Origin of the sequence: Bacillus sp. FSL P4-0248 (assembly GCF_038593305.1) — a bacterium.
Lineage (GTDB): Bacteria > Bacillota > Bacilli > Bacillales > Bacillaceae > Bacillus > Bacillus safensis.
The window spans coordinates 452,868-467,480 of record NZ_CP151983.1 but is presented as its reverse complement, the minus strand read 5'-3'; the positions used below and the strand labels follow the sequence as shown (position 1 = coordinate 467,480).

The window sequence follows — 14,613 nt, the reverse complement described above, 5'->3', positions numbered from 1 at the left end:
CTACAGTACACCTAGCTTTTGATCTCTTCGATCTGTGATGAACATATGACCGGGTGCATGAGTGATCGCAATATCGGGTTTTGTATGCATGACAATGGCTTGCGGCGTCACACCACATGCCCAAAACACCGGGACTTCTCCTTCTTTGATCACAGATGGTTCTCCAAAGTCAGGCTGACCTATATCGGAAATGCCAATCACCGCTGGGTCCCCTATATGGATCGGTCCGCCATGGACTGATGGAAATCGAGATGTCACTTGAACACTTCTTGTGACTTGATGCGCCGGAATGGGTCTCATGCTGACCACCATCGGGCCATGAAAGACTCCTGCTTTTTCACAAGGTATATTCGTTTGATACATGGGTACGTTATGACCGTCTTCGATATGGCGGACAGGAATGTCATTTAGCATAAGCGCGTGCTCAAACGTAAAACTGCATCCAATGAGAAAGGCAACCATATCATCCTCCCAATAAGCCGTGATATCTGTCACCTCTTCTTCAAGAATCCCTTTTCGGTAAATACGGTACTTAGGAAAGTCCGTACGAATATCCGCTTGAGGCGCCGACCGTCTTGGGACTGGATCACCTGGGTCCAGTACATCAAGCAAGGGACATGCAGCCGGATTCCGCTGACAAAATAATAGAAAATCAAAGGCAAGTTCCTTTTTGACAATCATTAAATTGGCTTGAGCAAACCCCTCTGCAAAGCCAGCCGTTGGTCCTGTGATCTTTTTTTCGCGAATCAATTCTCTCATCTGTGATGGCTCATATGTTTGATAAGTATTCATCTGAATCAACTCCATAGTTTCGGGATTTCATTAATGATGGTATAGCCGCCCATCATCGCCATAATGACCACAACAAATGCACCAGTCACTGTCAAAAAGAATGGATGCCGATAATCTCCGACAATGTCTTTCTTATACGCCGCAACGAGTAATGTGCCAAGGGCGAGCGGCAAAATCAATGCATTGATCGCTCCAACTAATATCAAGATGTTCACTGGTCTTCCGATCGTAATAAAACAAAGGGTCGAGAGGGCAATAAAGCCAATGATGATACCACGCTGGTTTTGCTCAATTTTTGGTGAGAAGGTTTTGAAGAAAGAAACAGATGTGTATGCTGCTCCAATGACGGATGTAATCGCCGCAGCCCACATAATAATCCCGAACATTTTATATCCGATATTTCCTGAAGCTAATTGAAAAACAGAGGCAGGCGGGTTGGATGGATCTATCTGCAAGCCTTTTGAGACAACTCCTAATGTGGCAAGAAAGAGTGCCACACGCATGACAGATGTAATTAACACACCGAAAATAGAGCTTTTCGTCACTTGCGGCAGTGCTTCCTTCCCCTTAATACCTGCATCCAGCAAGCGATGCCCGCCAGCAAAGACGATATAGCCGCCTACCGTTCCGCCCACAAGTGTCACAATGGATAAAATATCAATCGTCTCTGGGACAAATGTTCTCACGGCTGCTTCTCCAACTGGCGGCGCTGTTGAAATCGCCACGTACAGCATCAGGCCAATCATGACAAAGCCTGCTGCCTGCGTAAAACGGTCCATCGCTTTCCCAGCCTCTTTGATCACAAAGATGAGAATGGCAATCACAGCACTGATCCCTGCGCCGATTCGCGGATCGACACCGAAGATCACCTGAAAACCGAGACCAGCTCCAGCGATATTTCCGATGTTAAAGGCAAGTCCTCCAATGACAATCAAAAAGGCCAGCACATACCCGAGACCCGGGAGCACCATATTCGCTATATCCTGACCTCGTTTTTCTGAAACGGCAATGATGCGCCATACATTTGTTTGTGCAAAAATATCTAATAAAATTGAGATCAAAATGACAAACCCAAAGCTAGCCGCAAGCTGCTGTGTGAAGACGGTTGTTTGTGTTAAAAATCCCGGTCCGATCGCGGACGTCGCCATTAAAAAGGCAGCGCCCATCAGCATAGACCGATTCCCCTTTGGTGCCTTCATGTGTTTGACTTTCTCTGTTTTCATGCTGTTTCCCCCTTTGATGACGATTTTTATTGAAAGGCCTTGAGATGAATCCCGGCTTCTTTTAGCTTCGCTGTAATGGTTTTTGCAAATTGAAGCGCATGGCTGCCGTCTCCGTGAATGCAGACCGTATCTGCTTTGAGCTGGATATCTTCTCCTTGAACTGTACGAACCCTGCCTTCTCTCACCATACGAACAACCTGGTGGACGGCCCGTTCATCCTCTTCAATGAGTGCATGTGGTTCGCGGCGGGATGTCAGCGTCCCGTCTGTTTGATACGTCCGATCAGAAAACACTTCATGTGCCACTTGCAGACCTATTCGTTCACCTGCTAACGCAAGTTCACTGCCTGACAGACCAAATAACACAAGGTTTGGATCCACATCATACACAGCCTGCGCAATTGATTCAGATAATTCAGTATTTTCAGCCGCCATGTTGTAGAGGGCGCCGTGTGGTTTGACATGCTGCATCGTGCCGCCCTCGGCCTTGAGAAAGGCTGATAGAGCGCCAATTTGATAGATGACAAGATCATAGGCTTCCTCTGCGGAGATAGCCATTGGACGTCTGCCAAAGCCGGCCAAATCTTGCAAACCCGGATGCGCACCAATTTTGACCCCTTTATCCAGTGCCATTCTAACTGTCTTTCTCATGACCGTTGGATCTCCTGCATGAAAACCGCAAGCAATGTTGGCTGAGGTGACATATTCTAAGATTTGTTCGTCTGCACCGATTGTGTATTGACCAAAGCTTTCTCCCAAATCACAGTTGATATCCACTTGATACATAGAATCCCTCCTTGTTGTTCCGAAATACGGAATATAAAGTCCGAATATTCGAATTTATATTGATTATACCAACTTTGGATAGACTACACATGAAATTGGCAGAAAATATAACATTCGAACTAGGAGAAAACAAAAAAAGCGAGAGGCAAAGTCCTCTCACTTTTTCTTGTAATGAAGTGCACCTTATTTAGACAGCACCCAATGTTGGATGGCTTTTGCAACACCGTGTTCTGTGTTAGGAGCCGTAATCCAATCAGCCGCCTCTTTCACCACTTCCTGGGCATTTCCCATCGCAATGCCTAATCCGGCTTCTTGAATCATGGCCATATCATTGAGGCTGTCGCCAAGTGACATGACGTTGTCCATCGTACAGCCAATGCGTTCTGCTACTTTTGCAAGAGCTGCCGCTTTGTTAATGCCGGCTGCATTCACTTCGATATTCGTTGGACTTGAGTTTGTGATCTCTAGGTGCTTATTTGTTTTCAATGTATTGAGTACTTCCTCACGAACGTCATCATCATGAATATCAAAGCCAAATTTCAGCCATTCATGGTCATGAATCCGTTCAGGGAATTCACCTCTCCACACCTTATCCACAGTCGAAGCCCAGTAATCGGTTTCGTACCTATTTTTTAAATCCCACATCATTTGGACGTGATCAGGATGCAGCAGATCTCGTTCGATCAGCTGAAAATTTGAATCCCAGATTTCACTTCCGTTTGCTGTCACGAGGTAAGACGATAACTTGAGCGGCTCAACCAGCTCTCGGCATGTCATCAGTGTCCGCCCTGTGCTAATGACCACATGGACCCCTTTTGCTTCAGCTTCTTTAATGGCTTGTTTATTTTCCTCTGGAATGATGTGCTCACTGTTTAACAGCGTGCCATCCATATCAATGGCAATCAATCGGATGTCTTTCTTATGAGCTTGTGTTGACAAATTGAGTACCCCACTTTGTATCGATTTTTGAAACTATCTTTATTTTAATATAAAGAGGAAGCTGGCACAAAGGGACGAGTTTGATCCCATAGAAAAAAGACCTTATTACAGGTCTTTTCACATGTGCTTAGCGTTCACACGCAATGCCGTCTTTATCGCGGTCAAGCCGCATATTTTTTTGATAAAGTGCTTTTGATACATAGGGCTTGTACTTTGTTTTTCCGCCTTTGTTTTTCGTGTTTTTGCTTTTTGCTACGCCGCCTTTATATACTTTGTTCAGTGCTTTGCAATTTTTGTAAGACTTGACCGTTTTTGCATCTGCTGTGTGGGTGTCGACTTGTGTAAAGCTTAGTAAAAGACCTAAAGACAAGACAGCCACCATGATTTTTTTCAACATGTAAGATCCCCCTATTTTTTCTAATTTTACAATTTTATCATATGTCACCACTTTTTGTTTTTCAAGACTATTGAGCTAAATATTTTGATTTTTTTGGCATGAAATATACCTTATATCCTATATGGTACAATGAGTGGGAAACCTTTCCGTTTTTGACACGTATATGAAGAGAGGAGTTTTTCACATGAAAATGAAATATACCATTTTATATGTAAACGATGTGGAGGCGAGTATTCATTTCTATCAGCAAGTACTTGGTTTCCCAATAAAATTGAGGGTTGAATCCTATGTTGAGTTTGATACTGGAGACGTGACGTTATCGATTAATTCACGCCAGGATGTCAAAGAAGCACTCGGATTGCCTGTTCCTGATGCAAATCAAGCGTCTCAAACGTTTGAAATTGGCTTTGTTGTGGATGATGTGGAGCAAACGATTGCATCAATGAAGGAAAAAGGGGTTTCGATCATCAAAGAACCTGCAAAAAAACCATGGGGTCAAACGGTCGCTTATGTGTCTGATCCTGATGGTCATTTCATTGAAATATGTGATGCGGTCTCCTAATGGGCTTTGAAGGGAGTGAACCAGAATGAGAAAAAAACATGCTTTTTTCGCCGGTGTTTGCTCAATGATTGTGATTTGCAGCGCCGCTATGATGTTGCAGCACCTTGAATGGATTGGGTTTGTCAGCGGCGGGATTTCTATTATTGGGGTCGTGATGTCTGGGGTGCTAATGGGTGCTTGGACAAGTGGAGAAGAGACACGAGCAGCCTATCATTCTGAAACAAAAGAACACCGAATGTGGCGCCTTGATACGGCTTTTCTTGTGATGATTTTTGCACTTCCGCACATGGCTGCTTCGGTCTTTTATGTTTTGATGTAAACACTTATTAAAAGGAGTTAGCAATATGGCTGTTTTTATTCTATTCATTGTATTTGGCTTTCCTATTATCTCTGTGCTGATTGGCATATTGGGCACGCTCTTTTTGAAGAATGTTTGGATGCCTACTTTGATTGTGCTGTTAGCAAGCTTGATCTTCATGTTCACCTCTATTGGCGGGAATGTATCTTTTCTCATTTGGGTCATCGTCTACACCGTCTTTACGTTCCTTGCTGGATGGATCACAAAGCGGCTCAGCGTGTAGACAAACCCTCGCATTCTGTGTCACGTCTGCGTGCCGGTGCTCACGAATGTCAAATTCGCTCCGAGCCGGTACTCGTCCTTCCTAGACTTCAAAGGTTTTCTATCACGCTGAAAAGAAGACAAAGGGCTAAAATCAAGATCATTTTAGCCCTTTGTCAACAATTTGAAAGAACAGTTTTCACTGTTCTTTTTTTGAATCATATATCCGCACACCATAATTCAATTTCAATTTTCAGCTCCGGCCATCCTAAAGCTGATACATAAGCAATCGTCATTGATGGGTAAGCTGTTTTGAAGATCGTATCCCACTGAGGATATAGATGGTCCCAGTCGATTTCTTCTGTTGCCCATATATTGACCCTTGATCACATGTTCTTCATTCAATCCTTCTGATTCAAGGATTTTTTTAATGTTTTCAAACGTATTCGTTACTTGGTCGTTTAAGCTTGATGGGATCTGCCCATCTATATCTGTCCCTACCTGACCCGATGTAACAAATAATCCCGCACCCTTTGGCACCCTTGTGATATGACTGTAGTGACCAACAGGTTTCGGCATACTTTCTGGGTTTTTTCTCGTGATTTTTTCCATGTTATATCCCTCACTCACGTTTATTTTTCTGCTTGTTTCTTCGTTTGGTAGACAGACTTCACCAATTTCTATCTATCCTAAAAGAAAACAGCAGTGGAGTATCCATAGCCACAAGATAAGGACATTAATATCTTCTTTTTCATGACCGAAACACTCCTTTTGTTTGCGTGAGCAAGGTTTTGATTAACTTCATCGTACCTGACAAGTGATACATCGTCAAAATGATTTACAGACGATAACGCGCAATGTCCTGATTCAATCGCATGCTAAGCTCATTAAGTCTTTCTGCTGCTTTTGCCACATTAGAGATGGCTGTCACTTGTTCGTCTGTGGATGCAGTGATTTCCTCGATCGCCGCCGCATTTTCTTGAGAAACATGTGCTGCGCCGTGCATGGCTTTTGTGATGAGGTCGTTTTGCTCCAGCAGTGTATTCAGCTCTTTTGCCATCGCGTTTGTTTCAACGATGGTTTGTGAAATCAATGTAGAAATGGCATTGAATTCATGTTCTGTAGCATGCACCGCTTCATCCAGCTCGGCAAAACGATCCATTGTATTAGACATGATACCAGCTGTTGTTGTCGTTTCTTCTTTAATGCCTTGGATCATTTGCTGAATTTGAACGGCTGATTGTTTTGTCTGCTCAGCTAAATTCCGCACTTCACTCGCCACAACTGAGAAGCCTTTGCCATGCTCTCCTGCACGTGCTGCCTCAATACTTGCATTCAGTGCCAGTAAATTCGTCTCATTTGAAATGCTTTCAATCGTATCTGTGATTTGAGAAATATCCTGTACTTTTGTACTTAACTGCTCGATTCCTGCTCTAATGCCTTGAGACGCCTGAATCGATTGTTCATTCGATTGTTTTAATTGCTGTACGATTTGCTGGCCCTGCTGTGATGATTGACTCGATTGGTCGGAAATCCGTTTAATTTGATCACTCTGTTCTTTGACATTCTCAATAGATTGATTAAACTGAGTCATTTGTTGATTGGCTACTTCAAGATCAGATGCTTGATGAAGTGTTCCAGTCGAAATGTCTCCGATGGCTCGTCCAATTTCTTCACTGCTGGCTGAGGTTTCTTCAGATATCGCCGATAAATCTGTCGCTGATTCAACAAGCTGACTGCTCGTTTCCTGTAAACCGCTCACCAGTGTTCTGAGCTCTCCTGACATATGGTTAAAGCCTTTTGCCAGCTGTCCGATTTCATCCGTTGTTTCCTTTAAGTTCGTGCGTTCAATATTCCCCGCTGCAATTTCCTTTGAAGCAGCAGTGACTTGCTTGAGCAGTCTGACTTTTCCTCGAGCAGCTAAATAAAAGACGCCTAGGCTCAGAAGGGCGACACCCGCTGTAATGAGAATAATATAGAGCTTCATCTGCTCTAATTCTTTATAAAATTCGTCCTGGAAGACAGCGATACCTACACTCCAATTCCACGGTGTAAACTGGCTCATATAGGCGAGCTTTTCTTTTTCTTCGCCGGTTGCATCGTCCTTATCCATATAGGTCACATAGTGTGCATCCTCACCTTTTGCATTGGCGCCAGCGACCATTTTTTGACGATTGGTCGTGTTATCTGGAATGACGCCGATGTCGTTGACCGGATGAACCTGGGTAGAATAGTCAGTACCATAAGCGATCAGATAGCCTTTATTTTTATAGATAAAATCTGATTTTTGAGATTGGTATCCCTTCCCGTTGTCATTTTTGGGTCCGCTCAAGTAAAGCCGAGCTTGTTCTTGCGCCTGCTCAAGCGTCAGTTCTTTTTTCTCCACACGGTCATTCAATTGTTCAAGTGTGGCCATCGCTCCGCTGACGATGTGCTTTAAATCTGCTTTCCCTGCATCAATTAAGACATGTTTCGCTAACAAATACCCCGTTGTTCCAACTAGTCCACCCGTTAAAATCGTGATCACGATAATGGCAGACATTAATTGAAAAAAGACACTTCTTGACGCAAACGCTTTCTTTTTCATGTACAAATTCCCCCTTACTTTATATATCGTCAAGCAGGGAAAAGTATTAAAAAAGTCATAGAAAAAATCCCTTTCTCACAATGGAAAGGGATTTTCTGATTAATGAGCTGCTTCTTTAAGAATGGCTTGATAAAGATCGTCTGATGGTGAGAGTCCACATACCTCTTCCAGCACACCTTCAATGCCTTTTTCTTTTCTTAATGCCTGCAGACGAACAGCTTCTTCGTCTTCAGTAAAGTCGTAAGCCAAAGCTGCCACAATGCCTTTAATTAAATACTCTGGCTGTCTGATCTTTTTCGCTGGACCGATTAAACGGTCATTTGCTCCAAGCTTTCTAAGCGGGGAACGTGCGACACGCGTGACTTCATCAGAGATAAAGGCATTTTCAAATCGTTTGATGATTTTTTGAATATACGCATCATGTTCTTCTTTTTGAAAACCATATGTGTCGATTAAATAACTGCCCGTTTCGTGTAGTGCACCTTCGACCACTTGACGAATCTCTGGTGTATCGACAGCTTCTTTAATCGTTTGCACGCCTTTCTCGTACCCTACATAAGCAGCTAGTGCATGTCCTGTGTTGACAGTAAAGAGCTTACGCTCAATATAAGGCGTTAAATCTTGTACAAAGGTCGCTCCATCGATCTGAGGAACGTCTCCAATAAAGCCTGTCTCATCAATGACCCACTCGAAAAATGGCTCGACTGATACTTTCAAAATGTCCTCATGGTGCTGAATGGGGACAATGCGGTCAACCGCAGCGTTTGGAAAACCAACTGTGTGTGACAGCGCTTCTTGTTCATCAGCTGTTAAATGAGAGAAAACAGCTTCCTTTAAATGAGAGCTGCCGCCAATCATATTTTCACACGCCACAATGTTGATGATATGATCAGGCTTTTTCTGTTTTAAACCTTCAGCAATCGATGAAGCAATGATGTTCAAAACAGCTGGTCCAACAGCTGTTGTAATGAGGTCAGCTGTTGCAACTGCCTCAGTTAATGCAGCTGGATCTTTTGCGGAATTGATGGCGGACACAGGACCGACTACTTCTTGCTGCTGCCCTGGAGCTGCGAGTTCCACTGTGTATTCTCTTTTTTCATTCAGCTCGTTGATCACCGCTTCATTTACATCGGTAAAAACGAGCTCAAAGCCTGATGCTTTTAACAAAGATCCGATAAATCCTCTGCCAATATTGCCTGCTCCAAAATGAAGTGCCTTCATGTTAGTTCACCTCGTTAAAGATGGCGATCAGTTCATCCTGATCCTTTGCATGAATGATACGCTCTACGTTTTCTTCCTCTGAACAGACAATCGCAATTTGAGAAAGAATATCGAGATGCTCATTGTTTTTACCAGCGATACCAAATACAACTTTGGCAATATTCCCCTCGCCATATTCAACGCCATCTGGAATTTGGATAATGGAAATTCCTGAATGAAGGACAGCCGCTTTCGCATCCTCTGTTCCATGAGGAATGGCAATTCCGTTGCCCATAAATGTAGAAGAAATATTTTCTCTTTCAAACATTTTGTCCACATAATCACTTGTGACATAACCGTTTGCCACTAAGACTTCGCCTGCTTTTTTAATGGCTTCTTCTTTAGAGCCCGCTTGTTCGTTTAGAAAAATATTGTCTTTTGAAAGTACTTGTTTCATGAAAGATCACACACCTTTTTTAGAATGGAAAATCAGAAAACAACCAAAACGGGGAGTTCAATTAGGAAAAATTGGACTCAACCCGTTTCGTCATGTTATTTTTTCAATTTCTCAATCAGCTCATCGTATTTCGGGCTGTTTAAGAAATTATCAACTGAGATATGGACAGCTCCTGGCAGTTTTGCCTTGGCTCTATCTGTTAAATCTTTATGAGTAAAGACCACATCGGCATCATCTGGGATGTTGCTGATGGATGTATTTGTTACATCAATATCTAGCTCTGCCTTTTTGACTTTATTCTTTAAAACGGACGCACCCATCGCACTTGAGCCCATTCCTGCATCACAGGCAAAGATGATTTTGTTCACGTTATCTGGATTGATTTCATCTGGAGATGCTGCTTGCTCGCTTGCTTCAGCACCTTCTTTTTGTGCTGTAAGAGCAGCTGCTGCTGCACTTTTCTTGCCTTTCATGTCTTGCATTTTTTCAGTTGCTGCTGTTAAGTCTTCGTCCACTGCTTTAGACGCTTTCAAAATGACAGAAGCGACAAGGAACGATACAACAGCTGCCACGACAACACCTGCTAGAACAGCAAGGTGGCCGCCTTTTGGTGACATGAGCATAAGAGCGATGATACTTCCTGGTGACGGCACAGCCTTTAAGCCTGCATTTAACAGTGTAAAGGTCAGAACGCCGCTTGCTCCCCCAGCAATAACCGCCAAAATGAGCTTTGGCTTCATTAAGATGTATGGGAAGTAAATCTCATGGATTCCCCCTAAAAATTGAATGACAATCGCACCCGGTGCAGACTGCTTTGCAGTCCCTCTCCCAAAGAACATGTAGGCTAGAAGAACACCTAGACCTGGTCCTGGGTTTGTTTCAAGCAAGAACAGAACGGACTGGCCTGTCTTCGCCGCTTGCTCCACCCCTAATGGACCTAAAATTCCTTGGTTAATTGCATTGTTTAAGAACAATACTTTCGCTGGTTCAATAAAAATACTTGCCAGCGGAAGTAAATGTGCATTGACAATGATATCTACACCTGCCGCAAGGGCTTTATTCAGGCCTAGAACCACTGGACCGATGGCGTAGAAAGCAATGGCGACTAAAATGGCACCTAGAATACCTGCACTAAAGTTATTAATCAGCATTTCAAAGCCTGATTTGATTCGGTCTTTAAACAGCTGGTCGATTTTCTTAATGAGATAACCGCCAAGCGGTCCCATGATCATTGCGCCTAAAAACATTGGGATGTCCGAACCGACAATAACCCCAATCGTAGCGGTTGCACCGAGTACCCCGCCTCGATGGTCATATACGAGCTTCCCGCCTGTGTAACCGATTAAGAGCGGCAGCAAGTAGTTGATCATTGGACCAACAAGTGTATTTAATTGTTCATTTGGAAAATAACCACTTGGAATGAATAATGCGGTGATGAGTCCCCAAGCGATAAACGCTCCAATATTCGGCATGATCATACCGCTTAAATAGCTTCCAAAGCGCTGTACTTTTACTCGAAATCCGCTTTTTTCCTGCATCTATGAAAACTCCTTTCTTCTCTCCCTTTATTTAGGGCTTTATAGGTCAAAAGATATAAGAACAAGATTCAGTGAAGCCCTTATGCCTATCGTAAAACGCTTTCACTTTCTCTTCAATTGAAACTAAATGTCACTTTGTCACATAGTGTGTGACAAAATTGAAAAATGATGTGAAAATACCTTCAGATCCCAATACAAAAGGGGTGAAAAGGTTGATCTGCCGTTGTTTTGAAACAAAATTCATGGGAATTTCACAACTTTCAAATGGTCTCTTCTTGTTTCCTCTTCTTAAATCGAATAGGCTTATAATTGATCAAACCTATTCAATTAAGAAATGTCTGCGCAGACATGACACAGAAAAAGTGAACCATCTTGCTGTTTGTTTCGTTTACCTTTTAAAGAGGGCGGTACAATAGGAAGAGCGGTTTTTTCTGTGACTCACAGTTTACTGCCGCTTTCTTTCTGATACATGAGACATTTTCATAGGTAGAAAGGCGGTTATTCACCTTGTTTAAAAATAGTAAGTGGCTTCTGCTTCTTATGGTCATGTTCGCTTTTTTCATTCCAAAGGAAGCATTCGCTCACGCATACGTCGTGAGCTCGAACCCAGCAGCAAATGAAGAGCTGGATCAGCAGCCTCCTTCAGTCTCGATCACATTTAGTGAAGGAATTGAAAGCGGCTTTCATGCCATTAAGGTGTTAAATGCAAAAGGTGATCGTGTGGATAAAGGAGATACGGTCATTAAAGATCAAAAGATCATGGAAGCAGCTTTAAAAAAGAATTTACCAAAAGGGATTTACACCATTCAGTGGAATGCGGTATCAGCGGACGGACACTCTGTCTCTGGCATGATTCCGTTTAGTATTGGAAAAGCGGATGGCGGTTTTGACCAATTAGAGCAAGGCCAAACGGATGAATCCATAGATATGGCTTCAACTATTGATAAAGCCTTTCTTTATACGTCATTCAGCTTATTCCTTGGGACCATTTTGTTTGGACTGCTTTGGTTTAAGAATACGATTTCACCTGTATTGGAGAAACGAATGAAGCGGCTTTTGACCGTGTCATTGATCATGATGGGCGGAGCACTTGTGTTCCAGCTGCCGATTCAGACAAAATCAGCGGCAGACGTGTCCTTTTGGGGGGCATTTCAGCCTTCGCTTTTACAAGAAACGATTGCGTCCACTTCTGGCGGTAGTCTGTGGATGATGCTTATGGCGTCATTTGTTCTTCTCACCATCTGGACAATTGTGGCGGTGAGAAAAGGGGATTTCTCTTCTTTTCGAGTTTGGCTGTTTCCACTGCTTCTCTTCATAGTGCTTCTTTGGCTGAAGGCACAAATCGGACATCCAGCCGCAACAGACAATAAAATACTCACAACATCACTTGATTTCATCCATCTCATCTCTGCTTCGATTTGGGTCGGTGGTTTAACAGCCATTGTCCTTCTATTGATAAAGAAACTGCCAAATGAAGATGAGCCGCTCATACGGAGTACACTAGCAGCATTTCATCCTTGGGCACTGCTCTCCGTTGGACTCATTGTGTTTTCAGGATTTGTGAATGCGATCTTTATTTTGCAATCGTTTGACGCTCTTTTCCAATCAGCATACGGACGCACCTTTTTAATCAAGCTTGGTTTATTTATCATCATGGGCCTTCTTGGGCTTATGCATTACTTGATGCTGAGATGGGAAAAGAAGCAGAAACGCAGCATTTCCTTACGAGCTGAATGGATGATCGGGATCGCCATTTTGTTATTAACGGCTGTCTTTACCAATATTCCGAGCCCTCCTCCGCCTGCACCAGAGCCCTTCTTTGGCGCAAATCAGGTCGAGCATCGTGATATTGTGTCCTTGAGCATTACTCCGAATGCCCCGGGGAAAAACTCATTCGAAGTGGCATTTACAAAGAAGAATGGCGAAACGATCACTGATATTCAATCTGTGACAGCCAAGATCCATAAGGTGGCTTTATTCGGTGATGAGACACCGAGTGAATTTCAGCTGAAACGATTAAAAAATGGTCATTTCTCTGCTGAAAATCTCTTATTAAATGAAAAAGGCACATGGAAAATTGAAATCCATGCGTTAACTGGTTCTTTTAAGAATATCGATACCACATTTATTAGAAGAAACTAAAAGGAGTTATCACATATGAAAAAATACGTTAAAGCTTTATTACCAATGCTTCTCGCTTCATTTTTATTGGCGATTCCTGTGAGTGCGCACGTAACAGTCAAGCCTGATACATCTGCGACAAATGCTTGGGAGACCTATACATTAAAGGTTCCTTCTGAGAGTGACAGCCCGACGACTAAGGTTGTCGTGACAATTCCTAAAGGCGTAGAATTCCAGCAATATGAGCCAGTACCTGGCTGGAAAACATCAACTGAAGAGAAAGATGGCAAGGTAACAAGAGTGACTTGGGAAGCAACAGGTAAAGGTGTGCTTGCTGGACAATTCCAGCAATTCGTTTTTGTAGCGAAAAACCCTGAAAAAGCAGGTGAAGCTGCTTGGGATGCGTATCAATATTATAAGGATGGAACAGTCGTTGAATGGACTGGCGATAAAGATGCTGATAAACCTCATTCCATCACAAACATTGTGGCATCTAATACTGTAACGGATTCACATGGCCAGGAAAAACCAAAAGAAGAAAAGGCCTCTGAAACAGCCACTGCTTCTTCCTCACCACTTGTCCTTGGTCTGTCCATTGCTGCTCTAGTCGTGGCACTGATTGCACTTGGACTTGCTTTTAGAAAGAAATAAAAGTGTATGAGCGATCGTTTTCTTAGAAACGATCGCTTTTTCTTCCTTTACACATGTACAAATCGCACTGTTTACTTTTATCACGATCAATTATTTTCCATTTTCCCAACTTGTTATTACCAATATAGGATTGAATAGGATAAAGCTGCGTGACATAATGAGACAGATGACCACATAGGAGGCTATGAGATGAACCATGTAATCATATTTGCTCATCCCCAGCAAAGCTTAAATCAAACCTTATTAGATCTTGTTGTGAGCACTCTATTGAACAATGGTCATAAAGTGACTGTTCGTGATGTCTATGCCCTAGGTTTTTCGCCAGAGCTCACCATTGCAGAAAAGGCTGCCATCAAATGCGGTGATGTCCCGATTGCCATTCAAAGAGAGCAGACGCTGATTCAGCAAGCGGATGTGCTGACGTTTATTTTTCCAATATGGTGGACAGGCTTGCCGGCTATGCTAAAAGGATATGTAGAACGCGTCTTTTCTGAAGGTTTTGCTTATCAGATCAGTGAGGATGGAGAGATTGAAAATCTGCTTCGGCACAAAAAAGGTGTCATTATCAACACCCACGATGCACCGAGGACTTTTCTTAATTCCAATAAGATTTCCACCTCCTCCCATCACATGACAACTGATACAGAAGTCTTCAATTTTATTGGCGTTCAGCCTGTCGAACGGCTTTTGTTCAGCAGCATGGAGCAGGCATCTGCAGATTACATACATGAAATTCTGAAAGAAACGAAAGAAACGGTGGATCAGCTTTTCCCGCCTGCTGTTTAACATAAAAAAGACTGCC

15 protein-coding genes and 1 pseudogene are annotated in these 14,613 nt (G+C 43.0%); 6 read left to right on the top strand and 10 right to left on the bottom strand.

The window, feature by feature from the left end; translation table 11 throughout:
• The 5 genes from NST65_RS02230 to NST65_RS02210 form a co-directional block, all read right to left on the bottom strand.
• On the bottom strand, positions 1-792 hold the full coding sequence (locus NST65_RS02230) for a putative hydro-lyase (protein WP_111927523.1): 792 nt from the start codon (positions 790-792) through the stop codon (positions 1-3).
• A 5-nt stretch (positions 793-797) separates the two neighbouring features.
• Positions 798-2,015, bottom strand: coding sequence for an NRAMP family divalent metal transporter (locus NST65_RS02225; RefSeq protein ID WP_041116696.1), 1,218 nt, complete (start codon positions 2,013-2,015; stop codon positions 798-800).
• 26 nt (positions 2,016-2,041) lie between these two features.
• The gene (locus tag NST65_RS02220; RefSeq protein WP_111927524.1) at positions 2,042-2,800 is read right to left on the bottom strand and encodes a 5-oxoprolinase subunit PxpA; all 759 of its coding nucleotides are present in this window, start codon (positions 2,798-2,800) and stop codon (positions 2,042-2,044) included.
• A gap of 183 nt (positions 2,801-2,983) precedes the next feature.
• A complete protein-coding gene (locus NST65_RS02215) occupies positions 2,984-3,739 on the bottom strand; it encodes a Cof-type HAD-IIB family hydrolase (RefSeq protein ID WP_024425552.1) in 756 nt (251 codons plus the stop codon).
• 127 nt (positions 3,740-3,866) lie between these two features.
• Positions 3,867-4,136: an excalibur calcium-binding domain-containing protein gene (locus NST65_RS02210; protein WP_080769491.1), complete on the bottom strand. Its 270-nt coding sequence runs from the start codon at positions 4,134-4,136 to the stop codon at positions 3,867-3,869.
• A 184-nt stretch (positions 4,137-4,320) separates the two neighbouring features.
• Between NST65_RS02210 and NST65_RS02205 the strand changes: the two genes are divergently transcribed.
• From NST65_RS02205 to NST65_RS02195, 3 genes are read left to right on the top strand one after another with little or no spacing between them, the layout of a single operon-like run.
• Positions 4,321-4,698: a VOC family protein gene (locus tag NST65_RS02205; RefSeq protein ID WP_081123991.1), complete on the top strand. Its 378-nt coding sequence runs from the start codon at positions 4,321-4,323 to the stop codon at positions 4,696-4,698.
• A 25-nt stretch (positions 4,699-4,723) separates the two neighbouring features.
• On the top strand, positions 4,724-5,017 hold the full coding sequence (locus NST65_RS02200; protein ID WP_041116690.1) for a DUF5316 family protein: 294 nt from the start codon (positions 4,724-4,726) through the stop codon (positions 5,015-5,017).
• 25 nt (positions 5,018-5,042) lie between these two features.
• Complete coding sequence (locus tag NST65_RS02195) at positions 5,043-5,279, top strand: DUF2651 family protein (protein WP_041116688.1); 237 nt, start codon at positions 5,043-5,045, stop codon at positions 5,277-5,279.
• A 196-nt stretch (positions 5,280-5,475) separates the two neighbouring features.
• On the opposite strand, the pseudogene NST65_RS02190 reads toward NST65_RS02195, so the two are convergent.
• The 5 genes and pseudogenes from NST65_RS02190 to NST65_RS02170 all read right to left on the bottom strand — a co-directional run bounded on the left by NST65_RS02190 (position 5,476) and on the right by NST65_RS02170 (position 11,039).
• Positions 5,476-5,869 (bottom strand): annotated as a pseudogene (locus NST65_RS02190) (RidA family protein).
• A gap of 226 nt (positions 5,870-6,095) precedes the next feature.
• On the bottom strand, positions 6,096-7,844 hold the full coding sequence (locus NST65_RS02185) for a methyl-accepting chemotaxis protein (protein ID WP_111927525.1): 1,749 nt from the start codon (positions 7,842-7,844) through the stop codon (positions 6,096-6,098).
• A 99-nt stretch (positions 7,845-7,943) separates the two neighbouring features.
• The gene (locus tag NST65_RS02180) at positions 7,944-9,065 is read right to left on the bottom strand and encodes a mannitol-1-phosphate 5-dehydrogenase (protein WP_111927526.1); all 1,122 of its coding nucleotides are present in this window, start codon (positions 9,063-9,065) and stop codon (positions 7,944-7,946) included.
• A gap of 1 nt (position 9,066) precedes the next feature.
• The gene (locus tag NST65_RS02175; RefSeq protein WP_012008933.1) at positions 9,067-9,501 is read right to left on the bottom strand and encodes a PTS sugar transporter subunit IIA; all 435 of its coding nucleotides are present in this window, start codon (positions 9,499-9,501) and stop codon (positions 9,067-9,069) included.
• Positions 9,502-9,596: 95 nt separating this feature from the next.
• A complete protein-coding gene (locus NST65_RS02170; RefSeq protein WP_034283798.1) occupies positions 9,597-11,039 on the bottom strand; it encodes a PTS mannitol transporter subunit IICB in 1,443 nt (480 codons plus the stop codon).
• A 507-nt stretch (positions 11,040-11,546) separates the two neighbouring features.
• Here NST65_RS02170 and NST65_RS02165 point away from each other — a divergent pair.
• From NST65_RS02165 to NST65_RS02155, 3 genes are all read left to right on the top strand, one after another.
• The gene (locus tag NST65_RS02165; protein WP_041116678.1) at positions 11,547-13,181 is read left to right on the top strand and encodes a copper resistance CopC/CopD family protein; all 1,635 of its coding nucleotides are present in this window, start codon (positions 11,547-11,549) and stop codon (positions 13,179-13,181) included.
• 15 nt (positions 13,182-13,196) lie between these two features.
• Complete coding sequence (locus NST65_RS02160) at positions 13,197-13,811, top strand: DUF1775 domain-containing protein (RefSeq protein ID WP_041106532.1); 615 nt, start codon at positions 13,197-13,199, stop codon at positions 13,809-13,811.
• Between the two features lie 189 nt (positions 13,812-14,000).
• Positions 14,001-14,597 (top strand): NAD(P)H-dependent oxidoreductase, encoded by a 597-nt coding sequence (locus NST65_RS02155; RefSeq protein WP_034283793.1) that lies wholly within the window; start codon positions 14,001-14,003, stop codon positions 14,595-14,597.
• Positions 14,598-14,613: the final 16 nt, after the last annotated feature.